This is a genomic window from Erythrobacter sp. HKB08 (genome assembly GCF_004114695.1).
Classification (GTDB): domain Bacteria; phylum Pseudomonadota; class Alphaproteobacteria; order Sphingomonadales; family Sphingomonadaceae; genus Parerythrobacter_A.
Window position 1 is genome coordinate 2,629,503 of sequence record NZ_CP035310.1, and the last position, 24,696, is coordinate 2,654,198.

General features: G+C 64.7%; 21 protein-coding genes and 1 tRNA gene. 7 read left to right on the plus strand and 15 right to left on the minus strand.

Annotation, left to right across the window (positions count from 1 at the left end; all coding sequences use genetic code 11):
- Positions 1-87: 87 nt before the first annotated feature.
- Complete coding sequence (locus EO245_RS12690; protein ID WP_128893272.1) at positions 88-963, plus strand: alpha/beta fold hydrolase; 876 nt, start codon at positions 88-90, stop codon at positions 961-963.
- Here the strand turns inward: EO245_RS12690 and EO245_RS12695 are convergent.
- From EO245_RS12695 to EO245_RS12705, 3 genes are read right to left on the minus strand one after another with little or no spacing between them, the layout of a single operon-like run.
- Positions 960-2,102: an acyl-CoA dehydrogenase family protein gene (locus tag EO245_RS12695; protein ID WP_128893273.1), complete on the minus strand. Its 1,143-nt coding sequence runs from the start codon at positions 2,100-2,102 to the stop codon at positions 960-962. The two genes, EO245_RS12690 and EO245_RS12695, sit on opposite strands and share 4 nt — an antisense overlap.
- A 14-nt stretch (positions 2,103-2,116) precedes the next feature.
- Positions 2,117-3,265, minus strand: a complete 1,149-nt coding sequence (locus EO245_RS12700) for a CaiB/BaiF CoA-transferase family protein (RefSeq protein WP_128893274.1) — start codon at positions 3,263-3,265, stop codon at positions 2,117-2,119.
- Complete coding sequence (locus EO245_RS12705) at positions 3,265-4,026, minus strand: crotonase/enoyl-CoA hydratase family protein (protein WP_128893275.1); 762 nt, start codon at positions 4,024-4,026, stop codon at positions 3,265-3,267. The genes EO245_RS12700 and EO245_RS12705 overlap by 1 nt, the downstream gene beginning before the upstream one ends.
- A 101-nt stretch (positions 4,027-4,127) precedes the next feature.
- Here EO245_RS12705 and EO245_RS12710 point away from each other — a divergent pair, with 101 nt between their 5' ends.
- Entirely contained in the window at positions 4,128-5,396 is a 1,269-nt protein-coding gene (locus EO245_RS12710; protein ID WP_128893580.1) for an acetyl-CoA C-acetyltransferase, read from the plus strand.
- 24 nt (positions 5,397-5,420) lie between these two features.
- Here the strand turns inward: EO245_RS12710 and EO245_RS12715 are convergent, their stop codons facing one another.
- Positions 5,421-7,043: a cyclic nucleotide-binding domain-containing thioredoxin-disulfide reductase gene (locus EO245_RS12715; protein ID WP_128893276.1), complete on the minus strand. Its 1,623-nt coding sequence runs from the start codon at positions 7,041-7,043 to the stop codon at positions 5,421-5,423.
- A 119-nt stretch (positions 7,044-7,162) separates the two neighbouring features.
- On the opposite strand from EO245_RS12715, the gene EO245_RS12720 reads away from it, so the two are divergent.
- From EO245_RS12720 to galK, 3 genes are read left to right on the plus strand one after another with little or no spacing between them, the layout of a single operon-like run.
- A complete protein-coding gene (locus EO245_RS12720; protein ID WP_370246159.1) occupies positions 7,163-8,668 on the plus strand; it encodes an acetyl-CoA acetyltransferase in 1,506 nt (501 codons plus the stop codon).
- Position 8,669: 1 nt separating this feature from the next.
- Positions 8,670-9,683: a UDP-glucose--hexose-1-phosphate uridylyltransferase gene (locus EO245_RS12725; RefSeq protein ID WP_128893277.1), complete on the plus strand. Its 1,014-nt coding sequence runs from the start codon at positions 8,670-8,672 to the stop codon at positions 9,681-9,683.
- Positions 9,683-10,801 carry a galactokinase gene (gene galK, locus EO245_RS12730; protein ID WP_128893278.1) on the plus strand — a complete coding sequence of 373 codons (1,119 nt, stop codon included), beginning with the start codon at positions 9,683-9,685 and terminating at the stop codon, positions 10,799-10,801. The genes EO245_RS12725 and galK overlap by 1 nt, the downstream gene beginning before the upstream one ends.
- A gap of 29 nt (positions 10,802-10,830) precedes the next feature.
- Here galK and EO245_RS12735 read toward each other — a convergent pair whose 3' ends face one another.
- The 9 genes from EO245_RS12735 to EO245_RS12775 form a co-directional block, all read right to left on the minus strand.
- Complete coding sequence (locus EO245_RS12735; RefSeq protein ID WP_128893279.1) at positions 10,831-12,258, minus strand: aldehyde dehydrogenase family protein; 1,428 nt, start codon at positions 12,256-12,258, stop codon at positions 10,831-10,833.
- Positions 12,259-12,385: 127 nt separating this feature from the next.
- The gene (locus EO245_RS12740) at positions 12,386-12,709 is read right to left on the minus strand and encodes a response regulator transcription factor (protein ID WP_164931329.1); all 324 of its coding nucleotides are present in this window, start codon (positions 12,707-12,709) and stop codon (positions 12,386-12,388) included.
- A gap of 57 nt (positions 12,710-12,766) precedes the next feature.
- Entirely contained in the window at positions 12,767-13,879 is a 1,113-nt protein-coding gene (locus tag EO245_RS12745) for a hypothetical protein (protein ID WP_128893281.1), read from the minus strand.
- Positions 13,880-13,912: 33 nt separating this feature from the next.
- Positions 13,913-15,562 carry a hypothetical protein gene (locus EO245_RS12750; RefSeq protein WP_128893282.1) on the minus strand — a complete coding sequence of 550 codons (1,650 nt, stop codon included), beginning with the start codon at positions 15,560-15,562 and terminating at the stop codon, positions 13,913-13,915.
- 2 nt (positions 15,563-15,564) lie between these two features.
- Positions 15,565-16,905 carry a hypothetical protein gene (locus EO245_RS12755; RefSeq protein WP_128893283.1) on the minus strand — a complete coding sequence of 447 codons (1,341 nt, stop codon included), beginning with the start codon at positions 16,903-16,905 and terminating at the stop codon, positions 15,565-15,567.
- Positions 16,902-17,924: a hypothetical protein gene (locus EO245_RS12760; RefSeq protein WP_128893284.1), complete on the minus strand. Its 1,023-nt coding sequence runs from the start codon at positions 17,922-17,924 to the stop codon at positions 16,902-16,904. The genes EO245_RS12755 and EO245_RS12760 overlap by 4 nt, the downstream gene beginning before the upstream one ends.
- Positions 17,925-18,036: 112 nt before the next feature.
- A complete protein-coding gene (locus EO245_RS12765) occupies positions 18,037-18,906 on the minus strand; it encodes a hypothetical protein (RefSeq protein ID WP_164931330.1) in 870 nt (289 codons plus the stop codon).
- A gap of 180 nt (positions 18,907-19,086) precedes the next feature.
- On the minus strand, positions 19,087-19,431 hold the full coding sequence (locus EO245_RS12770) for a PilZ domain-containing protein (protein WP_128893286.1): 345 nt from the start codon (positions 19,429-19,431) through the stop codon (positions 19,087-19,089).
- Between the two features lie 192 nt (positions 19,432-19,623).
- Positions 19,624-19,714, minus strand: a tRNA-Ser gene (locus tag EO245_RS12775).
- A 358-nt stretch (positions 19,715-20,072) separates the two neighbouring features.
- Between EO245_RS12775 and EO245_RS12780 the strand changes: the two genes are divergently transcribed.
- Complete coding sequence (locus EO245_RS12780; RefSeq protein ID WP_128893287.1) at positions 20,073-21,104, plus strand: peptidylprolyl isomerase; 1,032 nt, start codon at positions 20,073-20,075, stop codon at positions 21,102-21,104.
- On the plus strand, positions 21,101-21,421 hold the full coding sequence (locus EO245_RS12785) for a DUF1905 domain-containing protein (protein ID WP_128893288.1): 321 nt from the start codon (positions 21,101-21,103) through the stop codon (positions 21,419-21,421). The genes EO245_RS12780 and EO245_RS12785 overlap by 4 nt, the downstream gene beginning before the upstream one ends.
- A gap of 1 nt (position 21,422) precedes the next feature.
- On the opposite strand, the gene EO245_RS12790 is transcribed toward EO245_RS12785, so the two are convergent.
- Together EO245_RS12790 and EO245_RS12795 are read right to left on the minus strand one after the other, a co-directional pair.
- On the minus strand, positions 21,423-23,513 hold the full coding sequence (locus EO245_RS12790) for a bifunctional (p)ppGpp synthetase/guanosine-3',5'-bis(diphosphate) 3'-pyrophosphohydrolase (RefSeq protein WP_128893289.1): 2,091 nt from the start codon (positions 23,511-23,513) through the stop codon (positions 21,423-21,425).
- A gap of 59 nt (positions 23,514-23,572) precedes the next feature.
- On the minus strand, positions 23,573-24,556 hold the full coding sequence (locus tag EO245_RS12795) for a hypothetical protein (protein ID WP_128893290.1): 984 nt from the start codon (positions 24,554-24,556) through the stop codon (positions 23,573-23,575).
- Positions 24,557-24,696 lie beyond the last annotated feature (140 nt).

Consider the following 24,696-nt stretch of genomic DNA (forward strand, 5'->3'; position numbering starts at 1 on the left):
TCACTTTTCTTGTTGCCCGACAGCGTATCAGCTAGGTAGCGGATCGCAACGGGAATTTACGTATACGTCAAGGGGGCCAAGGCCTGCATGGAACTGATCGGTCCGACTTCGCAGAGTTTTATCAGCCAGCGCACGCGGTTGCACTATGCCGATTGGGGTAATCACGATGCGCCGCCGCTGATCCTGCAGCACGGCGGACGCGATCATTGCCGCAGCTGGGACTGGGTCGCCGAAGAACTGCGCCACGACTGGCACGTGATTTGCCCCGACTTGCGCGGGCATGGCGACAGCGAGTGGACCAATACCGGCACCTACCAGATTTCGTCCTACGTCTATGACTTCGCGCAGCTGATCCACCAGCTCGAACTGGCGCCGGTCACCATCGTCGCGCACTCGCTCGGCGGAAATATCGCGACTCGCTATGCGGGGCTCTATCCCGAAAACGTTCGCAAGCTCGTCTCGATCGAGGGACTCGGCCCCAGCCCCAAGGTCATGAAGAAGATGGCCGAAACGCCGTGGTACGAGCATCGCAAGCAATGGATCGACAAGAAACGCGACGCATCGTCGCGCATGCCCAAGCGCTATGCGAGCTTCAAGGACGCGCTCGACCGGATGCACGAGGCGAACAGCTACCTCAGCCGCGAACAGGCCGAGCATCTCACCCGCAATGGTGCGATCCGCAACGAGGACGGCACCTGGAGCTGGAAATTCGACCCGCACCTGCACGCATGGCCGCCGGACGACCTGACGCATGAGCAGCTCGAAGAGCTATGGGGTCGCATCAGCTGCCCCACGCGGATGATCTACGGCAACGACAGCTGGGCTTCGAACCCCGTCAAGGACGGGCGCATCAAGCACTTCGGCGACAATGTCAGCGTGACCGACTACGACCGCGCCGGTCACTGGGTCCATCACGACCGCTTCGAGGATTTCGTCGCGGAGGTGAAGGACTTCATCGCCTAGATCTCGCGGCTGATCACTTCCTTCATGATCTCGCTCGTGCCGCCGAAAATGCGGGTCACGCGGGCATCGCGCCACAGGCGGGCGACCGCATATTCGTTCATGTAGCCTGCGCCGCCGTGCAGCTGGAGCGCGGCGTCCATGACCTTCCATTGCATCTCGGTGTGCCACAGCTTGGCGGCCGAGGCTTCGCCGGTGGTCAGCTTGCCCTGCAGGTGGCGGGTGAGAGCCCAGTCGAGATGCGCCCAGCCGACCTGCAGGTCCGCCTTGAGGTCGGCTAGGGTGAACTTGGTGTTCTGGAATTCGAACACGGTCTTGCCGAATGCGGCGCGTTCCTTGGTGAACTTGACCGCTTCGTCGAAGGCGCGCTGCGCGCTCGCCTGGCAGCCGATGGCGATCGACAGGCGTTCCTGCGGCAGTTCCTCCATCAGGTGGATGAAGCCCATGCCTTCCGCGCCGAGCATGTTGGTCTTCGGCACGCGCACGTCGTTGAAAAACAGCTCCGACGTGTCCGCCGAATGCTGGCCGATCTTGTCGAGGTTGCGGCCACGCTCGAAACCGGGCGTGTCGGCATCGACGAGGATCAGGCTGGTGCCCTTCGCGCCCATGGTCGGGTCGGTCTTGGCGACCACGATCACAACGTCGGCGTTCTGGCCGTTGGTGATGTAGGTTTTCGAGCCGTTGATGACGAGGTGGTTGCCGTCTTCCTTGGCTGTGGTGCGAATGCCCTGGAGGTCGGAACCCGCCCCCGGTTCGGTCATGGCGATCGCGGTGATGACGTCGCCCGTGACCATGCCCGGGAGGTATTTCGCCTTCTGCTCGGGGCTGCCGAGACGCTCGAAATAGTTGGCCGTGATGTCGTTCTGCAGGGTGAAGCCTGCGGACGAGCCGAGATAGCTCAGTTCCTCGGCGACGACGGCATTGTAGCCGAAGTCGAGGCCGAGGCCGCCGTTCTCTTCGGAGACGGTCGGGCACAGCAGTCCCGCTTCGCCGCACGCCTTCCACACTTCGCGCGGAACGATGCCCTTTTCCTCATGCTCGTCCATGTGCGGCGCAAGGTGTTCGGCAAACACCTTGCGCACGGTGTCGCGGAACATGTCGTGGTCTTCGTTGTAGGCGGTGCGGGTACTCATATCGAGCATGGGTCGTCTTCCTCTCAGGCCACCGTCCCTGCATCGCGCAGGGCAGTGCGTTCGTCTTGTGCGATGCCGAGCGATTCGAGGATCGCGTCGGTATCGTCGCCCGGCATCGGGGCCGGGGCGGGATCGGCATTGGCCGTGCCGCTATAGCGCGGAGCGGGCGCAGGCTGCGTGTCGCCGCCGACCTCGATGAAGGTCTGGCGTTCGACATTGTGCGGGTGCTGCGCCGCCTCGCTCATGGTCAGCACCGGCGCATAGCAGACGTCGGTGTGCTCCATGATCGCGTTCCATTCCTCGCGGGTCTTGCTCTTGAACAGCGCAGTGAGCTTGTCCTTGAGCGCGCCCCACTGGCTGCGGTCGTGCTGCGCATCGAAGGCGCTGTCTTCCTCCAGCCCCGCAAGACGCCGAAGCTCCGCGTAGAACTGCGGCTCGATGCTGCCGATGGAGATGAACTTGCCGTCGGCGGTCTCGTAGGTGTCGTAGAAATGCGCGCCGGTATCGAGCAGGTTCACGCCCAGCTCTTCCGACCAGACGCCCATGTTCTTCATGCCATGCATCATGCTCATGAGGACGGCGGTGCCATCGGTCATGGCGGCATCGATCACCTGCCCTTCGCCGCCGCGAGCGACATTGAGCAGCGCGGCGACCATGCCGAATGCCAGCATCATCCCGCCGCCGCCGAAATCGCCGACCATGTTGATCGGCGGGGTCGGCTTGCCGCCAGCCCGGCCATAATGGGCGAGCGCGCCGGCAAGCGAGATGTAGTTGATGTCGTGCCCGGCATAGGGCGCGTAGGGACCGGTCTGGCCCCAACCCGTCATGCGGCCGTAAACGAGCTTCGGATTATCCTGCAAAAGCTCGTCGGGGCCGAGGCCGAGGCGCTCCATGACGCCCGGGCGAAAGCCCTCGATGATGCCGTCGGCACTGGCCGCGAGCTTGCGGGCGAGAGCGACGCCTTCTTCGGTCTTGAGGTTCAATGCGATCGACTTGCGACCGCGGGCGAGCACGTCTTTGGTCGTGACCGGCTGCGAGCCGCCGCGGCTGCCGCTTGCGCGATCGACACGAATGACCTCTGCACCGTGGTCGGCCAGCATCATCCCGCAGAACGGGCCCGGCCCGATCCCGGCGAATTCGACGATGCGCAGCCCGGTTAGCGGGCCGCCCATTACTTGCCCTTCCAGTTGGGGGCGCGCTTTTCGGCGAAGGCGGCAGCGCCTTCACGCGCATCTTCCGACATGAAGACCTGCGGCAGCAGCGCCGACTGCTTGTCCCACATCTCGTCCTGGCTCCAGCCGCCCGACTCGACGACGATCTGCTTCGAAACGCGAACCGCGATCGGGCCGTTGGCGGTGATCTTGCCGGCCAGTTCGATCGCTGCATCGAGCGCCGAGCCGTCGGTCACGCGGTTGAGCAGGCCGAGCTCGTAAGCGCGGGAGGTGTCGATGAAGTCGCCGGTCAGCGCCAGCTCCATCGCGATCTTCTGCGGGATCATGCGCGGAAGCTTCATCAGGCCACCGGCAGCGGCAGCCAGGCCGCGCTTGGCTTCGGGAATGCCGAACTTCGCGTCCTTGTTGGCAACGATGAGGTCGCAGCTGATCATCAGTTCCATGCCGCCTGCAAGCGCATAGCCTTCGACCGCCGCGATGATCGGCTTGACCGGGCCTTTCTGCGTGATGCCGCCGAAACCGCGGCCTTCGATGCTCGGCGACTCGCCGCGCAGGAAGCCCTTGAGGTCCATGCCCGAGCAGAAGGTGCCGCCTGCGCCGGTGAGAATGCCGACGCGAAGATTGTCGTCCGAGTCGAGGCGGTCGAGCGCCGCTGCGATCCCCTCGGCCGCAGCCTTGTTCATCGCGTTCTTCGCCTCGGGACGGTTGATCGTGATGATCAGAATACCGTCGCGCTCTTCGGTCAGCAGCTCTTCGCTCATGAAATCCTCTCCGATTTTCATTTGAAACCTGTCTTGCCGCATTGCTGGCCAAGGTTTACGGATACGTCAACCGCAAAGACATCAAGCGAGAGGATACCAAGATGGCCGAAGCCTATATCATCGATGCAGCCCGCACTCCGCGAGGGATCGGCAAGCAGGGCAAGGGCGCGCTGGCCGACCAGCACCCGCAGCACCTGGCCGCAACCGTGCTCAAGGCCATCAAGGACCGCAACAATCTCGACACCAAGACCGTCGACGACGTGATCTGGTCGGTTTCGACGCAGGACGGCATGCAGGCGGGCGACATGGGCCGCATGGCCGCGCTCGATGCGGGCTACGACGTGACGAGTTCGGGCATGACGCTCGACCGCTTCTGCGGCGGCGGCATCACTTCGGTGAATCTCGCCGCAGCGCAGGTCATGTCGGGCATGGCCGACTGCGTCGTCGCCGGCGGCACCGAAATGATGAGCCTGACCGCGGCCATGTCGCGCGAGAAGATGCAGGCCGGCATCAAGCCGCCGATGATGGGCAGCTACAACGAGCGCCTGCAGAAGGTGCACCCGCAAAGCCATCAGGGCGTGTGCGGCGATGCCATCGCGAGCATGGAAGGCTTCACCCGCGAGGAACTCGACGCAGTGGGCTATCGCAGCCAGCAGCGCGCGGCGAAGGCGATCGAGGAAGGCCGTTTCGACAAGTCGGTCGTCCCGGTGGTGGACGATGACGGCAACGTCATTCTCGACCGTGAGGAGTATCCGCGCCCGCAGACGACCCTCGAAGGTCTCGGCGAGCTCGAGCCCGCCTTCACCAAGATCGCGGACGTTCCGCTCGACCCGAGCGGCACGACCTTCCGCAGCCTCGTCAACCAGAAGTACCCCGATCTCGAGATCAAGCACTTCCACCACGCGGGCAACAGCTCGGGCGTGGTCGACGGCGCTGCCGCAGTTCTCGTCGCGAGCAAGGAATACTGCCAGAAGCACGGCCTCAAGCCGCGCGCCCGCATCGTTGCGACCGCCAACATGGGCGACGATCCGACGCTGATGCTCAATGCCCCGGTCCCGGCAGCGAAGCGCGTGCTCGAGAAGGCCGGTCTCACCAAGGACGACATCGACCTGTGGGAGATCAACGAGGCTTTCGCGGTCGTTGCGGCGAAATTCGTGCGTGACCTCGAACTCGACTGGGACGATGTGAACGTGAACGGCGGCTCGATCGCCCTCGGCCACCCGATCGGCGCGACCGGTTCGATCCTGATCGGCACGATCATCGACGAGCTCGAACGCCAGGACAAGAAGCGCGGCCTCGTGACCATGTGCGCTGCCGGCGGCATGGCCCCGGCGATCATCGTCGAGCGGGTCGACGACTTCGTCGACTAAGCCGTTACACCACGACGGGCGCGGTCAGGCCATCTCGCTGCGCCCGTTGACGTGGTTCCAGATCGCGGAAACCACCACCGAGCCTTCGCCGACGCCCGAAGCGACGCGCTTGACCGATCCGGCGCGCACGTCTCCGACTGCAAAGATGCCATCGGTCGAAGTCTGGTAGGGCGAGGCGCGCCCGGCATCTTTCCCGGTCTTCACGAAGCCCCGCTCGTCGAGATCGACGAGGCCGGACAGCCAGCATGTATTGGGCGCGGCGCCGACCATGATGAACAGCCCCCCGCAGTCCATCTTCTCCTCGCCGTCGGGCGTCTCCAGCGTCACCGCTTCGAGCATGCCCTCGCCATGCAGGGCCTTCGCCTCCGTATTGTAGTGGATGGTGATCGCATCGTCCGCCTCGATCCGCTGGGTGAGGTAGGACGACATCGAATCCGCCAGGCTGTCGCCGCGCACGAGGATGTGGACGTGATGTGCTTGGCGCGAGAGATACATCGCCGCCTGCCCTGCCGAATTGCCGCCGCCGATGATCACCACCGGCTTGCTCGCGCAGAAGCGTGCTTCCATGTCGGTCGCGGCGTAATAGATCCCCGCCCCCTCGAAATCCTCGCGCCCTTCGAGCGGTAGCTTGCGATACTGCACGCCGGTCGCCACCAGCACCGCCTTGGCGCATACTTCCTGCCCGTCGTCGAGCGTTGCGCAAAACGTGCCGTCGTCGCGCTTTTCCAAGCCTTCGACGCGGCGCGGCATGGCGAAGCGGGTTCCGAATTTCATCGCCTGGATCTGCCCGCGATAGGTCAGGTCCGCGCCGGAGATGCCGGTCGGAAAGCCCATGTAGTTCTCGATCCGGCTGGAGGTGCCAGCCTGCCCGCCGATCGCGGTATCCTCGATCACCAGCCCGCACAGCCCTTCCGCCCCGGCATAGACCGCTGCTGCTACCCCTGCCGGGCCGCCGCCGACGATCAGCACGTCGAAATCGGCATCCTGCTCGATATCGAGGTCGAGTCCGAGCAATTGCGCGATCTTGCGCGGCGTCGGATCCTCGACGAGCTGGTCCTTGTCGAACACGACCGATGGGGTGTGGTCGGAGAGATTGCACAGCCGCGCGCTTTCATCGTCCGTCCCGTCGAGCGCGTATGACTGGTAGGGGATGCGATTGCGCGAGAGGAAGCTCGCGACCTGCTGGACCGCGCCGTCCTGCTCCGCCCCGACCAGCTTGATCGAGCTGCGATGGTCCTCGAACTGCTTGCGACGCCGGGCCGAGAACACGGTGAGGATATGGTCCGACATCTCGGGTATCTCGGACATCAGCTTCAGCATGTCCTCGCGCGGCGCTTCCAGCGTGCGCGTGTCTTTGGCCGCGCGCATGGGGAGCGTGTGGCTGCCGGCATTGAGGAAGGCGAGCTCGCCCATGAACTGCGTCGGGCCGAGGCTCGATTCGATCAGGCGCTCGCCCGAATAGGGGTCGACCACCTCGATTTCGCCTTCGATGACATAGACGAACCGGTCCATCGGCTCGCCCACTTCCGCCACCATGTCGCCCTTGGCGTAGCCGCGCTCAGTTGCGATCTTCTTTATCGCGGCGACGTGGCTGTCGGCGAGCGGGGTGCGCGGCATGACCTCAAGGTCGGCGCCGATGGATTCCATCGCATTTCTCCCAACGTCCCGCCCATTCGCGGTCTAGGACAATGGCCGCTGCATGCCAATCGCGATTGACCCGCAGGCCATTCCTCGCCAGCACAACGGGCGAGAATTTGGGAGATTACATGCAGATGGAACAGGATGCCGCGCACATTCCGGTGATCGTCGGTGTCGGCCAGGTCAACGACCGGCCGGCCACGCCAGACGACGGGCTCGACCCGGTCGGGCTGATGGCAGCCGCGCTGCGCAAGGCTGACGACGATGCGGGCGGCGGTTTCCTGGCCGATTGCGACAGCCTGTCGATCATCGGCCAGATTGCCTGGCCGCACCTCAATCCCGTGACCGACAAGCTTGTCGAGAAGCTAGGCATTGCCCCTGCCCACAAGGTCGAAACCCCGCCGCATGGCGACAGCCCCACCCGGCTGCTGAGCGAGGCGGCGAACAGGATCGCCTCGGGCGAAGCGAGCATTTGCGCGATCGTCGGCGGCGAGGCGCTGCGGACGGCGGGGCAGCTTCAAGCGGCAAAGGCGGCTGCGAGCGAGAAGAAGCCGAATGCCCTGCGCGATGCGACCCACCGGATTCGCAAGGGCTATGCGCAAAGCTATGGCCTCGTCGTCCCGACCGATGTCTACCCGCTCTACGAAAATGCGACCCGGCCCGAATGGAAGCAATCGCTTGCCGAGGCGCAGGCCGAAAGCGGCACGATCTGGTCGCATTTCTCCGAAGTCGCTGCGACCAACGATGCAGCGTGGATCCGCAAGTCCGTATCTCCTGGCGATGTGGTCACGCCCGATGAGAACAACCGCCCGATCGCCTTTCCCTACACCAAGCTGCAGGTCGCCAATTCGAGCGTGAACCAGGGGGCGGGCTTCATCGTCACCTCGCTCGCCGAGGCGCAGCGGCGAGGCGTGAACGACGATGCGATCATCCACATCGGCTACGGCGCTGCCGCGGAAGAGGACACCAACTTCCTGCACCGCGATCGCTACACCGGCTCGCCCAGCCTGTCGGTCACGATCAGCGAAGCCATGGCTGCCAACAATGTCACCGCCGACGATCTCGATTTCGTCGAGCTCTATTCCTGCTTCCCCTGTGTCCCCAAGATGGCGCGGCGCGTGCTGGGATGGCCGCTCGACAAGCCTGCGACCGTCTTCGGCGGGCTGACCTTCGGCGGCGGGCCGATCGGCAATTACATGAGCCACGCGGTTGCCAGCATGGTCGACGTGCTGCGCGCCAAGGGCGGCAAGGGCCTGCTGTTTGCGAATGGCGGCTATGCGACGCACAACCACGCGGTCCTGCTCTCCTCCGAGCCGACCGGGTGCAGCTTCCCGCAGGATTTCGACCGGCAGGCGCAGGCCGATGCACTGCGCGGCGAAGTGCCGGAGCTTGACGAGGACTACGCCGGCCCCGCCACGATCGAAACCTACACGGTCCACTATCGCCGCGACGGTTCGCCTCGCTCGGGCGTGATCGTGGCGCGCACCCCGGAAGGCAAGCGCACCCTCGCCTCGGTCCCGCCCGACGACGAGGCGACCATCGCTTTCCTCACCGATGGCATCCACGAACCGGTCGGCACCAAGGGACAGATCGCTCGCGGCGGCGAGGACGAACTCGCGGTCTGGAAACGCTGAAATGAAGATGCGCGACGCCCCGCACCGGCGGCGCAACCTGCTGACCGGCGAATGGGTGCTCGTCTCGCCCCACCGCGCCAAGCGCCCGTGGCAAGGCGAGATTTCGACACCTGCGCCCGACGAGCTCCCCGCTCACGATCCAGATTGCTACCTGTGCCCCGGCAATGAACGGGCGGGCGGCAAGCTCAACCCGGACTACAAAGGCACCTGGGTCTTCCCGAACGACTTTCCCGCGCTGCTCGAAGACCAGGTCGAGAGCGTAAACACACACCCGTTGTTCGAGGAGACGCCAGCGCGCGGCGAGGCACGGGTCATCTGTTTCGCGCCCGACCACTCGCTGTCGCTCTCCCGCATGAGCGATGCCCAGCGCGAGGCAGTCGTCGAATGCTGGTGCGACCAATCGGCAGAGCTTGGCCGCAAATGGACGCATGTGCAAATTTTCGAGAACCGCGGCGCGATGATGGGCGCATCCTCCCCCCACCCGCACGGGCAGCTGTGGGCGAGCGATTTCATCCCGCAGGGACTGGCGCAGGAAGAGACGCGCCAGCGAGAGCACCTGTCCACACGCGGCAAGCCCCTGCTGGACGAGGTTCTCGCAAGCGAAATCGCCGATGGCGAGCGGATGGTCGAGAGCAATGCGCATTGGGCCGCCTTCGTCCCGCACTGGGCCGCGTGGCCGTTCGAAACGCTGCTGGTCGCGCGCGATCCGGTGAGGCGGCTCGAGGAAATGTCGAGCGACAGCCGGAGCGCATTGGCCGAAATCCTCGGCAGTCTGCTGCGCCGGTACGACGGGTTGTTCGAGACCGCCTTTCCCTATTCGATGGGCTGGCACGGCGCGCCGCATGTGCTGGGCGAGGACACGGGCCACTGGCGGCTGCACGCGCATTTCTACCCGCCGCTGCTGCGCTCCGCGACGGTGCGCAAGCATATGGTCGGCTATGAACTGCTCGCCGAAATCCAGCGCGACCTGACGCCCGAGCAGGCTGCCGAGCGCCTGCGCGCCGTGGCGATCTGATGAGCGAGGCGGTCGAAACCGCGCGTGCTGTGTTCGAGCGGCATTTCGGCACTGCCCCGCAAGGGGTCGCTTTCGCGCCCGGACGAGTGAACCTCATCGGAGACCATGTCGACTACAACGACGGTCTCGTCCTGCCCATGCCGCTCGGCGTCGGGACCGCCGTCGCGTTCGGACCGCTGGACGGAATAGTCGAGGCGGTCGCGGTGGACTTCGGCGAGGAAATCGACAGCTTCCCGGCAGGTGAAGTGCCGGCGTCGGGCGAAGGCTGGCGGGCCTACTTTCGCGGAATGGTCGCGATGCTCGCCGAGGCCGGCATCGTAACCGGCGGATGCCGTCTCGCCATCGCGGGCGACATGCCGCAGGGGACCGGACTGTCCTCCTCCGCATCGCTCGAAATCGCCATCGGTCGCGCGCTTGCGGCCCTCGCTGGCACCGAGATTTCGCCGGAAGAGCTGTCTCGCGCAGCCCAAGCGACCGAGCATCGCTATGCCGGGGTCAATTGCGGGATCATGGACCAGATGGCGTCGGCTGCGGGTAAGCCGGATCATGCCATGCTGCTCGACTGCCGCGACCTCTCTTACGAAAATATCCCGCTGCCCGAAGACTGGGCGGTGCTGATCGTCCAGTCGGGTGTCGAGCGCGGACTGGTCGATGGCGAGTACAACACCCGCCGCGCCCAGTGTGAACGCGCGGCAGAGGCGATGGGCGTCGCGTCCCTGCGCGATGCAACAATCGCGATGCTCGATGCGGCAGACCTCGACATCGAGACCGAAATGCGCGCGCGCCACGTGATCGAGGAGATTGCCCGCGTCCGCGATGCCGCAACCGCCCTGCGCGCTGCCGATCTCGCCACCTTCGGTCGGCTGCTGAAGGAAAGCCACATGTCGCACCGCGACCTGTTCGAGAACAGCCACCCGCAGGTCGACCGGCTGGTCGAGCGGCTCAAGGGCCTGATCGGCAGCGAAGGCGGGGCTCGCATGACCGGCGGCGGTTTCGGCGGGGCCGTCGTCGCGGTGATGGCCGCGAGCGAGGTCGAGCGGGTCGAGACCGAACTGCGCCGCCTGCAGGACGCCGACGGGATGGAAGCCAAAACGATGAGGGCGCGAGCCACATCGTGACCCGCGCCCTCGACTAGCTTTCAATCAGATCAGACTGCAGCGTCGCGCTTCAGCGTGATGACCTGCGGGTAGGTGAATTCGAGCAGGCCTTCCTTGCCGTATTCGGCACCGAAGCCCGACTGCTTGTGCCCGCCGAACGGTGCGAAGGGCGAAAGCTGCATGAATTCGTTGACCCAAACAGTGCCGGTTTCGAGCTGCTCGGCGATCTTCACGCCGCGCTCGGTGTCCTTCGTCCAGACAGCACCGGCAAGGCCGTATTCGCTGTTGTTCGCACGCTCGATGACTTCGTCCTCGCTGGAGAACTTCATCAGCGGCATGACCGGGCCGAACTGCTCTTCGGCGACGATGCGCGCGTCTTCCGGCGGATTGTCGAGGATGGTGATCGGCACGTAGTAGCCCGTGCCCGAAGGATCGCCGCCCTCGCCGCCGAGCAGGAACTGGTAGCCGCTGTCCTTCGCGTCCTGGATCAGCTCGAGGACGCGCTCGTACTGCTTCTTGTTCTGGATCGGGCCGACACCGGTACCCTGCTGCGAACCGTCGCCCACCTTCACGGTCTTGGCGTATTCCGCGATCGCCTTCGACAGGTCGTCGTAGATGTCTTCGTGGATGTAGACGCGCTTGGCAGCGACGCAGACCTGGCCCGCGTTCTGGAAGCTCGACCAGAACAGTTGCTCGGCAACCTTCTCGACATCGACGTCGGGCAGGACGATCGAGGCGTCATTGCCGCCCAGCTCGAGCGTGATGCGCTTAAGGTCCTTCGAGGCACCTTCCATGATCTTCTTGCCGGTCGCGGTCGAGCCGGTGAAGGTGATCTTGTCGATATCCGGATGGCTGGTGATCATCGGGCCGAGCTCGTCCGGGCCGGTGATGATGTTGACCACGCCGGCCGGCACCACGTCCTTGATCAGCTCGGCGAGACGCAGCGTCGCGAGCGGAGTGAAGGGCGAGGGCTTGAGCACGATGGTGCAGCCCGAGAGCATGGCGGGAGCGATCTTCTGCATCGCCATCATGACCGGAAAGTTCCACGGCACGATGCCGCCGACCACGCCGACCGGCACGCGGCGCGTGCGGCTGAGGCGCGTGTCGCTGTCCTCGGTGATTTCCTCTTCGAGATTGAGCGTCGCCTGCGCACCGGCCATCGCCGAAGCGCCGAGGATTTCGCCCATCGCCTGCTGGTGCGGCTTGCCCTGCTCGCTCGTCAGGAGGCGGTGCAGCTCGTCGGCGTTTTCCTTGATGATGCCGGAAATCTGCATGATGACCGCGCGGCGTTCCTCGATCGGTTTCTTCGACCAGGTCTTGAACGCACGGCGCGCAGCGGCGACCGCACGGTCGAGCTCGTCCTTGCCGCACGACGGTACGAGGCCGATCACGTCCTCGTTCGCCGGGTTCACGACTTCGAGCGTGCTGTCGGTCGAAACCAGTTCGCCATCGATCAGGTTCTGGTAGGTCTTGGTCATCTCTCTCTCCCGGATGTTCTTTGATCCGGCAGACGGGGGGCGTCGGTCCGGACTCGGGGGCGAGCATATCGGCCCCTATCCGATCCGGCAATTTTTTAGTGGCAGAGTGAAACGGAAGCGCGGCGGATCAGTCGAACTGCGATTTCGCAGCGTTTTGGTGCCACAGGCGGCACAGTTCGATCCGGCGGGTGATGCCCAGCTTGGCGAAGACCTGGCGCAGGTGGCTGGAAACGGTCCAGGGACTAATCTCGAGCGAGCGGGCGATTTCCTTGTTCGAGAGGCCTTCGTAAACTCCGAAAGCGACTTCGCATTCGCGCGGAGTCAGTATCTCGTCGAGTGCCGACTCCGGCTCGATTTCCGCAATCGAAACCGGCCGGACATCGGCAAATGGAGACCGTGGCGAATCGCCGGGCTGGTCGCCCTCTTCCCTATACTTTAATACGTTAGCCACGATCACCCGCCCAATTCTTTAGTAAAAAGCTGCGACCCGGGTTAACAAAACTAACCTCTACCCACTTCTTTTCATGGGTATTACATTACCCTGCGGCTTCTTATCGAGGATTGCAAGGCCGACCGATTCCGCGCTGGTCCGCCAGTCGTCGCAGTCGTCGATGATACCTTCGAGGAACGCTTCGAAGTCGATCCGGACATTGGTCAGCAGGTGATCCTCCGCCAGCCAAGCGAGGATATTGCGGCCCGACATCGCGAGGCGGCTACGCTGCGAGGCGTTCGACGTTTCGGAGAGGTAGCGCTTCTGGATTTCCTCCAGCACGTCCCATCCATTGTCCGCCCCGAACAGGTTGACGATATCGCTCGCGCCGAGGATCTCGAAGGCCTCGCGCAGCAGGATCATCACCTCGCTGCGCAGCACGGCGATATGGCCGTAGCTGACCTGCTTGAGGTTGTGGCGCAGGTCCAGTCCCGCGCGGCGAACGACCGCCATGCTGCCGAAGGTCTCGCGCGATCCATCGGGGCGCAGAACCTCGGAGACGCGCTTGTCGCCGAAGAAGCGGGACACGTGTTCGCAGAAATTGCTGAGCAGCCCGTGGAACGCGGTGTTGGGCTGCGATCCCGGCGGGACATTGGCATCGGTGTAGCCGAAGACCTTGCGATAAGCCGAGAACCGATCGCGCGCGGTGTAGCGCAGCACCCGCTTGCGATCGAACTGGTAGAGCGCCATGGCACCCGGCCCGTCCGACAGACGCACTTCGCCCGAGCGGAACAGCGCCTGCAGCTTGAGGATCGCGCGGAACACACCGGCGCGCTCGTGCTGGTAGATGTAGTAGAGGTCGCCGACCGCCCGTACGCGTTCGCGGCGCACGGCATTGTCGTAGTTCGGCACCAGCACCGGCGGCGGAGTTTCCCCGACCGTCTCGGCGATATGGTCGCCAAGGCCGATCATGTTGGAAAAGCCGTTGTCCTCCGGGCCGTCGAAATCCGCCGCCTGGGACAGCAGCGCGTTGGCGCCGGAAATCCATTCAGCGATAATCTCGCTGTTGGGCGTGACCGACAGCTCGTCTCGCGCATCGCGCACCAGCTGCGCACGCACTTCTTCCAGCTTGGCGATGAGCGCGTTGTACTCATCGAGCGTGGGGATCGGGCCTTCTTCTTCGTGGCTCATTGTCTCGACTCCTTGATTGCGTGAAGCGGGGGATCAGGATCCCAGCCGGTGCGCGAATTCGGCGCATTTTGCGGTGATGACTGCGAGGCCCGAGGTGTTCTCGGCGATGTCTTCGGCGGTGCCTTCGAGATCGAACTCGGACAGCTTGCCGGCACAGGCCCGAAGCACGGTGGCGATCAGTTCGAGTTCGTTCGCGAGCCCGTCCATCGCGAGCCGCCCGAGCTGTTCGACTTCGCGGTCGCCCTCGACGAAGGGCTGGCTCACATCGATCAGCCAGGTCATCGCATCGGCGAGCCCGTTGCCGAGGCTCTCGTAGCTGCCGCAGCTGTCGGGCACCTTGATATCTGTGCTCTCCCACAGGTTGAGCGTATCGGCCATCTCGACGCTGCCGAGCTGGTCGAGCGTGGCGCGCGCAGTGAACATCGCGCGTTCGAGCGAGCGTTCAAGGCGGTAGCCGATTTCGGCAACGCTCCGGCAGCAGGCTGCGCGCTGCAGGCGGCGGTGGATCGAATTGACCACCCTGCCCGCGTCGACCACCTCGGACCGAAGCTCCTCGCGCACAACCGCGCCCTGGTCGATGGTCACGTCATCGCAGTCAAAAGGTTCGTCCTTCTGGCCGCACATGCAATCGACGTCGGCATCGACATCGATCCCGATGGCCGCGAGATATTCGAGCACTTCACGGGCGAGCTGGCGCGATTTGACGTTCGCCTGCCCTGCCGGAATGCCCTGCGGCGATGCAGCGAGCGTGGCGATCTCGTCCAGCCGCCGGTCAACGAGGCGCCGCGAACGCGGTGCGCCGCCGGCAATACCGGGCCGCTCGACGAAGCGCACCTGGTTCTCGACCCCGTCGAGGATGACGGCCAGCTGGTCGGTTGCGAAAGCGATCGCCTGCGCATCGACGGCGATACGCCCGGAAAGCGCTTCGGACGGCGTGCGGAAGCCGCCGACCGGACGCTGGCGGGTGCGCACGCGCGTGCCGCTTTCGGTGTCGACGATCTCGAAGCGGTCGCTCAGCGCCCGGATGAGCTGGTCGGTCAGCCGGCCATCCTCGTCGTCGTCCAGCTCGAGCGTGCCGTAGCTGTGCGGCAGTCCGAGCCGGTCGAGGCTGGAGATGAGCTGGCTGGTGACGGTATTGCCCTTCACCTGCGAGCGGGCATTGCCCGAAAGGCGGATCGTGCCGCCGGGACGCGAGGCTGCGCCCTGCGAATTGGGGGAACTGGCCATACTCTCTTCTCCTGTTTCGTTTTCGTCGTCGAATTCATCGTCAAGCGCGTCGCAGGCGGTTATCAGCGCATCGTGCGAGGTGGACACATCCTGCAGCGCGGAGAGCAGCTCGCCTGCTTCCCTCTCTCCGGCCGGCGCATCGCTCGCTTCCTCGGCGACATCTTCGAGGATGCGCTTGTCGAGGATCGCCGAGTTCACATCGCTCGCGATGCGGTATGCGCTCGCAGCGACGGCAGGCGTAACCTTCTTGCCCTCGAGCCTCTCGAGCCGTTCGCGCAGGCTCGGCAGGACCGATGCAATGTCGTCGAGGCTGGCGCGCTCGCCGTGCTTCTCGACGAAATTGGCGTGCCGGTCCGCGAGCCGCGCGAGGCTGCGCGTCATCCGGGCACGCGCACGGCCGAATGCGGCAGTCATCTGGACGAATGCGTCTGTTCTCTGCTGACCTTGCGCGCTCATCGTCAGCTCCGTTCCAGCGTTGCGTAGAAATTGCGGGTGATCGCCTCGGGCGAAGCCTTGCGCCGCGCGAGGGCGAGGCGGGCCGCGCCGATCAGGAACCGTTCGGGCAGGACGCCGGTCGACATGCCGCGCTCGAGGCGCTCGGCACCTTCCGCGGTAACTTTCGCGTGCTTGGGTTCGTAGCGGACCACGTCGATCATCCGCTTGCCGCCCAGTTCCTTCATCGGAGTGAGGATCATTGCACCGACCGCCGCCTCAATCTGGCGCGGGAGATTGCGGCGGAGCTTTTCGGGCAGGCGCTGCCAGGCGCTCTGCGGATAGAGTGCATCCCACGCAGCGCGAAAGGCAATTGCATCCTCGTCGAAGCCCATCACCTTGAGCAGGTGGATGTTCATCGGCACGCGCACGATCGGCGTCGGATGGACCGCCTCGTCCGAATAGCTCGCCGAACTTGCAGCCGTGCGGCCGACGACATCCATCAGCGAGCCGACATAGGCCGGGCCGATCAGCAATGTCCCGACGAGGTCGGCGTAGGCTTCCTTGTGCCAGCGCGCCCAGATCGCGCCCGCCTCACGGGGCAGCCCCGCTTTCGCGAAGCCGGCCATGATCCGGCGGGGCATGACGGTCCACAGGCCGAGGTCGCTCTGCAAATTGTGTGCGACCTCGTGCGGGACCGCGCCGAGCGACCAGGGATTGATCAGCCGGTGAAAGGGAATCTTCACCAGTGGGAACGGGTTCGAGCGCTTTCCGAGCTTGGTCAGCCGCACCCCGCGCCGGAAGGTCGCCGGGCCGAAGCCGGTCTCGACATAGCCGAAAGGCGTCGGGCTTGGGATCGAGCGTGCCTGCCCGAGGCCGAGATAGACCGCGCGGTAGCAATCGAGCGCCATGCGATCGATCCCCGACAGCATCGACCCGAACGGGCCGCTGCGCTGGTTGAAAAGGTTGAGATAGAATTCCCACACGCGCTCGCCTTGCTGGGCCTTGGAATGCAACACCTGCTTGTGGGCGAGCAGCGCATTGCGGCTGTCCTGCCCGCCTCCGCGGCGCACTGCGCGGGCGGCAGCGACAAGCTTCACCTCTTTGGCCCGCACGACCTTGTGGATCGCACCAAGCAGCGAATTGACCGCCGCGATATGCGCCCTGCTGGGGGCAGCAGGTCCGTTACCGAACTGGTCGGGCCGGAAATGCGCCATGCCCTTGGCGTAACGGTCGGCATTGACGATCGAACGCAGCGCGAAGAAGCCGAGCGCGGGCGGCACGGCCTCGCCTGCCGCCGGAGCCCGGACATTCGCAGGCGTCCTGCCGTCGCCTTGCGGCGCGTCGAGGAGGTCGACCTGGTTCACAGGGCAGCCGCTTCCAGGCGAGCGAGCGCTTCCGCTTCGGCGCTGGCCGAGGAATAGTGGCTCGCGCCGCTCAGCGGAGGCGCGCTGAACATCGGCGCGGTCTCGAAATTCGCTTCCCTGCTCGCGCTTTTGCGGAAGCTGAGCATGAGCACGACGGCTCCTGCAGCGGCGAGCTTCACATGGACAGGGGCAGGCGTTCTCCACAGCTGGTTGAAGAACTTGAAATAGACGCCCTGGTCGCGGCGCGAGATGAGCCGGCGCCGCAGCAGGCCCTGGGTCGCGATCGTCGCGAACAACGCGGGCGTCGGGTTGCCGGTGGGCGAGCGGCTCATCGCGGCTGCCATGCGCACTGCGATCGGGGCGATCCGCGCCCAGTTGCGCCACATGCTGAGCCGCAGGTATTCACGAAACTTGCCAGTCGGATCGAGCGATGCCGGCGGGCGCGGCACGATCCGGATGAAGCGCACGATGTCGGCCTTGCCCGGGCGATTGACCCGCGGGCGCGGCCTTGCACGGCTCTTCATCCGCGCGCGGTTCTGGGCGTAGCGTCGCCGCGCCATCATCGCGCGGTGGCGCATCTGGGTCGAGCGATAGCGATTGCGCACCCGGCTCGACATGCCGTCGCTTTCGCCGAGACCCTTGGTGGCGAACTTGAACGCCATGCGCAGGACCATCGAACGGAAACTGCCGAACATCGCCATGAGCTCGGCTTCGGCCCGCTGCCCGACCCGGATGAGCTCGCGGCGATAGACGGCACGCTTGGCCGGGTCGCGCGGCATCGGGTGGACCGACATGTAGACCGAGTAGAAGCCCTGGCGCAGCGCCGCGCGCTGGTAAGCCTCGTGGCGCAGGGCCATGACGCCGTAGCGCCTGGCGATCCGCCTGGCTGCGGCTAGGGCCGCGCGCAGGATCGCCATCCTGCGGCCGCGGATGACGGCGCGGGCGTGATAGAGATCGACGTTGATCGGCGGGACCGAGGCGAGATCGGCTTCGAATTCCTCGAGTGCGTCCATGTACATCGTCTGTCTCCAGCTTGATCGGGGAAATTGGGGGAGCCGGCGTAGGGCCGGCGGGGGGCCGGGGGCGGCCGGGATCGCAGCGGGCTGCACCGATCCCGGCCTGGGGTCCGCCTCAGTAGAAGCGCTCGGCCTTGGCGATGGCCGCCTTGTCGAGCTTGCGCTTCTTGACCGCATTGTTTGCCAGCGCCTTGGCCACGGCCGTCGGGCTGTTGAGCGTGCGCACGGCGTGCTTGGTCATCACGCGCGCAGCGGTCTTGGCGGTGATCGGTTTGCCCTTCTTCGCCTTGGCGGTGAGGGTCGCGACGGTCTTCTTCTGGATCGTCGGCAGCGTGCGGATCAGGTACTTGGCACGCTTGTCGCCGCTCTTCGCCATGACCTTGGCGACATCGCCGCTGGCCTTTGAGAGGACCGGCAGGACCTTCTTCACCTCGATCGGCGCACGTGATGCGATGGTGACCGTCAGCGCCGAACCCATCGACTGTGCGGTCGAGATATTGCCCTTCGAGCCGGCGGTAGCCATCGCTTCGGCTAGGCCTTCGTCGAGACCGCTGCCCTCGTATTCGGCTTCCATCTCGTCCTCGGACTCGTACTCGTCCTCGCCTTCCCAGGACTTGACGAAACCGCCGAGCTTGCCGCCGATCGCCGCACCGGCCGGACCGCCGAGAGCGCCGCCGATGACCTTGCCGATCACGGGAGCGAAGCGTTTGGCGATGGGCGCGACTTTCTTCGCGACCTTCTTGATGCCCTTCCAGATCTTGCCGAAGAACTCGTCTCCGTCCTCGAACTCGCCGAAGTCGTCCTCGTCCTCGAATTCGCCGAAGCCGTCATCCTCGAACAGGCCGTAATCGTCGACTTCGAATTCTCCGTCGTCGAAATCTTCGAAGGAGCCTTCCTGGTAGGACCCGAAATCTTCGTCGAGATCCTCCATCAGCTCCATGTCGGGGTCGTAATTGTCGTACATTTTCAGCTCTCCTTGCTGCACGTGCCGACACGCAGAGCCGGCTTCGGTCGCAATGAAAGCTGACGCGGATAGAGAGTTGGCGGAAGGCCTGGCGGTGCGCCAACACACCCGTGCTGGCAATGCCGCGCTACCTAGCTGCGCCTAGCATATCGGAGGGGGTTGACGGGCCGCGGTGGCGGAGTCGCTCGGGGCCCTTGTGGCTCAGGAAACCGTGCGCACGATGGACGGACACTCGGGGTCGAAGGGTTCGATCTCGGCTCGTTTCGCCTTCGCCAGGTGCTCCAGAACGGGTGCATAGAGCGGCGCCTCGAAGTGCAGGCCGACATAGCCTTTCTCAGCCCACCTGACATCGGCCTCGAACGGGCCCATGCCGTTGATGCGCACCCGGACCCATTCACCGGCCTGGAGACCGGAGAAACGGTCGAAGAGCCTGCATCCATGTTCGGAAATGTCGATGACGACGACGTCCCGGCGCGTTCCGAGCGCGTAGCGAACCGAACCGTTCAGGTCCGTCCGGGTCCGCGTTTCTCGTCTTACTTCGCCCATTCGGCAATTAGACGCCCGATTTCATGATATGCGGTTAATCGCGATGGTTAATCAGAGCCTTCCCGCGCCCGTTAAAATCCTTAAACCGCTGCCATAGTAATCCCGCAAATTCATGCGGATGAGCCTCAATCAGCGCAGAGAGCGTCGAACAGCCCCCTCGCAAAATCGCAGACCTGTCCGGGATGGGGTGGGTGGCGGAGCAGGAGGGATTCGAACCCTCGATACGGGGTTACCGTATACACACTTTCCAGGCGTGCGCCTTCGACCACTCGGCCACTGCTCCGCGTTCCAGCCGGCCTATCGCGCGTCGCGCTACCCGGGAACGTCAGGGGCGTGATCGTCACCCCTGCACTCACGTAGCGAAGCGATAGTGCAGCAAGAGAACGCGCCTCTAGCCACGAAACGAGGGCTTCGCAAGGCGGGTCGAGGGACAGGAAGCGAAAACCATTCGGGCGACTCGGCCCGGTCATGCTAAATGCATCCCTTAGCGGCGATGCTGCGCGGATCGGCATACCCTGCGAACATCGCCCGACCAGCCCCTTTTCGCCCCCGAAAACGTGCGAAAAGGGGCTTTCGCTTTCCTGTGGGCGAGAAATCTGCGCGGTGGCGGTGCGGCGGATTTGCTGGCAGTCTCGCGCACCATGAGCAAACACCTGATTTCGCTGGCCGCCGCGCTGGCTCTCGCTTCGCCTACTTTCGCACAGGACGAGCCCCAGGGCGCGCCCTCGCCCAACGAGATCGTCGAAGCTGCCTCTGCGGACGAGTGGATCACGATTCCCGCTGAAGACCTGCTGGTGATGACGCTCGCCCCCGATGCGCAAGGCAACAAGCGTAAGGTCGTCATCCAGCTCATGTCCGAACCCATCAGCCAGGGCTGGGTCGAGAACATTCGCACCCTCGCCCGCGCCAAGTGGTACGACGACATCAGCGTCAACCGGGTGCAGGATAATTACGTCGTGCAATGGGGCGATCCCAATTACGACAATCCGGAAGCCGACGGGGAAGAGAAGACATTGCCCGAAGGGCTGCGGGTCATGGGAGAAGATGAATACACCTCCAGCCTTGCAGAGTGGCAAGCCGAGAACGCACGGCGCGATCTCGAACGGCAAGACGAGGGGGTCTTACTGGCGCCCAGCAAGCCCGAGCCCTATCCCGACTGGCATAGCCGCGATGCCTACGCTTCGTGGGTCGACTTCTATTCTGGCTGGCCGGTAGCGACTTCCGGCTTCTCCTGGGACCAGGTCTGGTGGCCCCTGCACTGCTACGGCATGGTCGGCGTTGGGCGGAAATACTCACCGGACACTGGTTCGGGGGCGGAGCTTTACACCGTGATCGGCCAAGCGCCGCGACATCTCGACCGCAATATCGCGCTGGTTGGACGGATCGTGAGCGGGATGGAGCATCTGTCCTCGCTGCCACGCGGCACTGGTGCGCTTGGCTTCTACACCGAAGACGAGTTCGACAAGCGTACCCCGATCCTGACCGTTCGCGTTGCGAGCGACCTGCCGGAAGCGGATCAGCCGAACTTCCAATATCTCGATACCGAAAGCGAAAGTTTCGCCCGCTACGCCGAAGCGCGCGCCAATCGCCGCGACCCGTTCTTCATCGTGCCGGCAGGCGGGGCGGATGTGTGCAACATTCCTGTCCCCACGCGGACCGCCGCATCCGGGTGAGCGAAGAAACCGTCTCCCACACCGGGCCTCTATGGCGCTGGACGGCGAACAACGGCGTCAGCTGGTTCTTCATCACGATCGATGGCGAGGCGGGCGAAGCGATTTCAGCGACCGCACTGATGCGACGGCTCGAACTCGGCAGCAAGCGCGGCTGGGGCGGCGTGAGGGTGTCGGTCACGCTCGGCGAGAGCAAGTGGCAGACCTCGGTCTTCCCGCAAAAGGACGAGGCGGGCTGGCTGCTCCCGGTGAAGGCGGCGATCCGCAAGGCGGAAGGGCTGGAAGAAGGCAGCGAAGCGCGCGTGACGCTCAGCTACTGAGCTACATGCGCTCCGCCTGCGCGACCGCATCGCTTGCGCGCAGCGCGCTGAGGATGCGGGTGAGGTGCGCAAGGTCCTGCACTTCCAGATCGACTTCGTAGACGCCGAAAGGATGCTCCGTCTCGCTCAGTTCGAGCGCGCGGATATTGGCCATGTTCTGCCCGAAGATGCCCGCCATCTCGGCCAGCGCACCGGGACGGTCGTAGAGCGTCGCGCGCAAGCGGCCTACCGCGCCTTTCGAACGCTTGCCCCATGACAGGTCGAGCCAGTCGGCATCGATACCGCTTGCCAGTTCGAGACAGTCGATCGTGTGGACTTCGACGCCTTCGTTCGGCTTGCGCAGGCCAACGATGCGGTCGCCCGGGACCGGGTGGCAGCAGGTCGCGAGCTGATAGCCGACGCCGGGGGTCAGGCCGCGGATCGAGATCGCCTGCTCCTGGCGCCCCCACTCTTCCTCGTCGGCGATTTCGGCCGTGCAGCCCGGCACGAGCGCTTCCATCACTTCGCGGTCTTCGATCTTCGCCGCGCCGATGGCGTACATGAGGTCTTCCTCGTCCTCCATGTCGAGCCGCTTGAGCGCGTCGGTCTTCGCCTTCTTGCCGATCTTCGCAGGCACGCGGGCGGCGATCTCGTCGAACAGCTTGGCCCCGATTTCGGCAACTTCGGCGCGTTCTTTCAGGCGCACCGAACGGCGGATTGCCGCGCGCGCCTTGCCGGTCACGACGAAGCCGAGCCACGAAAGCTGCGGTTCGGCGGTCGAGCCCTTGATGATCTCCACCACGTCGCCGTTGTTGAGCGGCGTGCGCAGCGGCATGTGCCGTCCGTTGATCTTCGCCCCGACGGTCTGCGCGCCGAGGTCGGTATGGACCGCGAAGGCAAAGTCGACCGGCGTCGAACCCTTGGGCAGCTGGAACAGCGCGCCCTTTGGCGTGAAAGCGAAGATGCGATCCTGGTAGATCGCCATGCGCGTATGTTCGAGCAGTTCCTCCGCATCGTGGCTCGCATCGACGATTTCGATCAGGTCGCGCAGCCAGCCGACCTGTCCATCGGGCCGGTCGCCCTGCTTGTAGGCCCAGTGCGCTGCGAGGCCGAATTCGTTGCGGCGATGCATCTCGCGCGTGCGGATCTGCACTTCGACACGCATCGAGTTCTCGTAGATCAGCGACGTGTGGAGCGAGCGATAGCCGTTGTTCTTGGGCGTCGAGATGTAGTCCTTGAAGCGCCCGGGAATGAACTGCCAGACCGTGTGCAACACGCCGAGCGCGGCGTAGCAATCCGCCTCGCTTTCGGTGATGACGCGGAAAGCCATGATGTCGGTCACCTGCTCGAAAGAGACATGGCGTTCGGCCATCTTCTTCCAGATCGAGTAGGGGTGCTTTTCGCGGCCCGAAACCTCGACCATGAGGCCGGCCTCGGCGAGCGATTGCTTGATCGCCAGCGCGATAGCGTCGACCTGCCCGCCGTCCTGCCGCCTGATCTGTTCGAGCCTGCCGGTAATCGTCTTGTAGGCTTCCGGCTCGAGCTGTTCGAAGGCGAGAAGCTGCATCTCGCGCATGTATTCGTACATGCCGACCCGCTCGGCGAGCGGGGCGTAGATATCCATCGTCTCGCGCGCGATGCGGCGGCGCTTGTCCTCGTTCTTGATGAAATGCAGCGTGCGCATGTTGTGCAGCCGGTCGCCCAGCTTTACCAGCAGCACGCGGATATCCTCGCTCATCGCGAGCAGGAACTTGCGCAGGTTCTCCGCCGCGCGCTCGTTCTCCGGCATCGCCTCGATCTTGGAAAGCTTGGTCACCCCGTCGACCAGCCGCGCGACTTCGCCGCCGAAGTTTTCCTCGATGTCCTCGATCGTCGCGAGCGTGTCCTCCACCGTGTCGTGGAGCAGCGCGGTAATGATGGTTTCCTGGTCGAGACCGAGGTCGGTCATCAGGCCCGCGACCTCTACCGGATGGCTGAAATAGGGGTCGCCCGATGCGCGCTTCTGCGTGCCGTGCTTCTGGACCGTGTAGACATAGGCACGGTTGAGCAATGCCTCGTCGGCATCGGGGTCGTAATCCTTGACCCTTTCAACAAGTTCGTACTGGCGCAGCATTGACGCAAATGTGCGGTTTGCCGCCGACAAGTGCAAGCGCGAAACGCTGCAATGCAGCGTCAAATTTTCGCGGCGAGCTCCTTGAGGAAGGGCGCAGGCTCGTCGAGCCGGAATGCGACGCGCTCGATCGAGCGCGTCCGGCCGAGAAATCCGCGGTGCTCGATGGGCGTCGACAAGCGCAGCACGACATTGGGATGCGACAGGATCGCCGCGTTGAGCACGCCGGGCGTTTTCGCCTCCTCGGCACTGATCGAAGGTTCGATGGCGGCAATGGCATGGTAGGGAATGCGCCGGTCGACCAGCGTCCCGCCTCGCACATGCACGCCACTATCGTCGAGCAGGATCGGATAGAGGCGGAATGCCTTCATCAGCGCGATCAGGAACAGCGCTCCCCAGATGCCCAGCGCGAGCAGGACCAGTGCAGCCCGCTCGCTCCAGTGGCTGACGAGCAGGTCGACGACGACGATCTCGATCACTTGCAGAACGAGGAAGACCGCAATCATCGGGTTGATGACGCGGTGGTAGGCGAACCCCCGCGCACCTTCGGGCACATGCGGCTCCGCGCCCCAGCGGAACAGCGCGAGGCGAAGCATTTCGGTTTCTTGCGCGGCGAAGCTCACGAGCGGCTGCGGCAGTATCTCGCCCAGCGCAGCCTCGATCGAACCGGACGACCTGAAGGTCCGAAGAGCGAGCCAGCCGCTCCAGGCGAAGTAAAGAGCGACAGTCACACCCATCGCGAAGACGACCGGACGCATCTCCAGCAGCGCATCGCGCACCGGGTCGGCCGCGGCCAGCGTCGCGACCACGCATCCTGCCGCAATTGCGCCCAGCACTGCGCGAAGGCCCGGACGGTTGGCAGGCGCTTTCGCGATCAGCGCAAGCGCTAGGGCATCGGCTGCAAGCCACAGGAAAAGGAGCGCAGCCTGCGCAGGATAGCGCGCGGCAAGCTCGCTATGGGTTGCGAACCGGCCCGCAAGGATCGCCGCCAAAGGCAGCAGCGTTAAAGCCAAGGGATTGATCGACGACGGAATTCTGACCTGCATGTCGCGGCTCCTTGTCGAATTCAGCGACTACGCGCCATCGCAAGGGCAATCAATCGCAACCACCGCAACTTCCCGTGCGAGTTCCGCAAGCTCTGGCTGGCCATGAGCGCATCACGTTGATATGAGAACGTTCACAACAC

Bases quoted from the DNA above. Each gene is read 5' to 3' on its own strand.
- EO245_RS12690 (WP_128893272.1), top strand. From the start codon at position 88: ATGGAACTGATCGGTCCGACTTCGCAGAGTTTTATCAGCCAGCGCACG.
- EO245_RS12695 (WP_128893273.1), bottom strand. From the start codon at position 2,102: ATGCTCGATATGAGTACCCGCACCGCCTACAACGAAGACCACGACATG.
- EO245_RS12700 (WP_128893274.1), bottom strand. From the start codon at position 3,265: ATGGGCGGCCCGCTAACCGGGCTGCGCATCGTCGAATTCGCCGGGATC.
- EO245_RS12705 (WP_128893275.1), bottom strand. From the start codon at position 4,026: ATGAGCGAAGAGCTGCTGACCGAAGAGCGCGACGGTATTCTGATCATC.
- EO245_RS12710 (WP_128893580.1), top strand. From the start codon at position 4,128: ATGGCCGAAGCCTATATCATCGATGCAGCCCGCACTCCGCGAGGGATC.
- EO245_RS12715 (WP_128893276.1), bottom strand. From the start codon at position 7,043: ATGGAATCCATCGGCGCCGACCTTGAGGTCATGCCGCGCACCCCGCTC.
- EO245_RS12720 (WP_370246159.1), top strand. From the start codon at position 7,163: ATGCAGATGGAACAGGATGCCGCGCACATTCCGGTGATCGTCGGTGTC.
- EO245_RS12725 (WP_128893277.1), top strand. From the start codon at position 8,670: ATGAAGATGCGCGACGCCCCGCACCGGCGGCGCAACCTGCTGACCGGC.
- galK (WP_128893278.1), top strand. From the start codon at position 9,683: ATGAGCGAGGCGGTCGAAACCGCGCGTGCTGTGTTCGAGCGGCATTTC.
- EO245_RS12735 (WP_128893279.1), bottom strand. From the start codon at position 12,258: ATGACCAAGACCTACCAGAACCTGATCGATGGCGAACTGGTTTCGACC.
- EO245_RS12745 (WP_128893281.1), bottom strand. From the start codon at position 13,879: ATGAGCCACGAAGAAGAAGGCCCGATCCCCACGCTCGATGAGTACAAC.
- EO245_RS12750 (WP_128893282.1), bottom strand. From the start codon at position 15,562: ATGAGCGCGCAAGGTCAGCAGAGAACAGACGCATTCGTCCAGATGACT.
- EO245_RS12760 (WP_128893284.1), bottom strand. From the start codon at position 17,924: ATGTACATGGACGCACTCGAGGAATTCGAAGCCGATCTCGCCTCGGTC.
- EO245_RS12770 (WP_128893286.1), bottom strand. From the start codon at position 19,431: ATGGGCGAAGTAAGACGAGAAACGCGGACCCGGACGGACCTGAACGGT.
- EO245_RS12780 (WP_128893287.1), top strand. From the start codon at position 20,073: ATGAGCAAACACCTGATTTCGCTGGCCGCCGCGCTGGCTCTCGCTTCG.
- EO245_RS12790 (WP_128893289.1), bottom strand. From the start codon at position 23,513: ATGCTGCGCCAGTACGAACTTGTTGAAAGGGTCAAGGATTACGACCCC.
- EO245_RS12795 (WP_128893290.1), bottom strand. From the start codon at position 24,556: ATGCAGGTCAGAATTCCGTCGTCGATCAATCCCTTGGCTTTAACGCTG.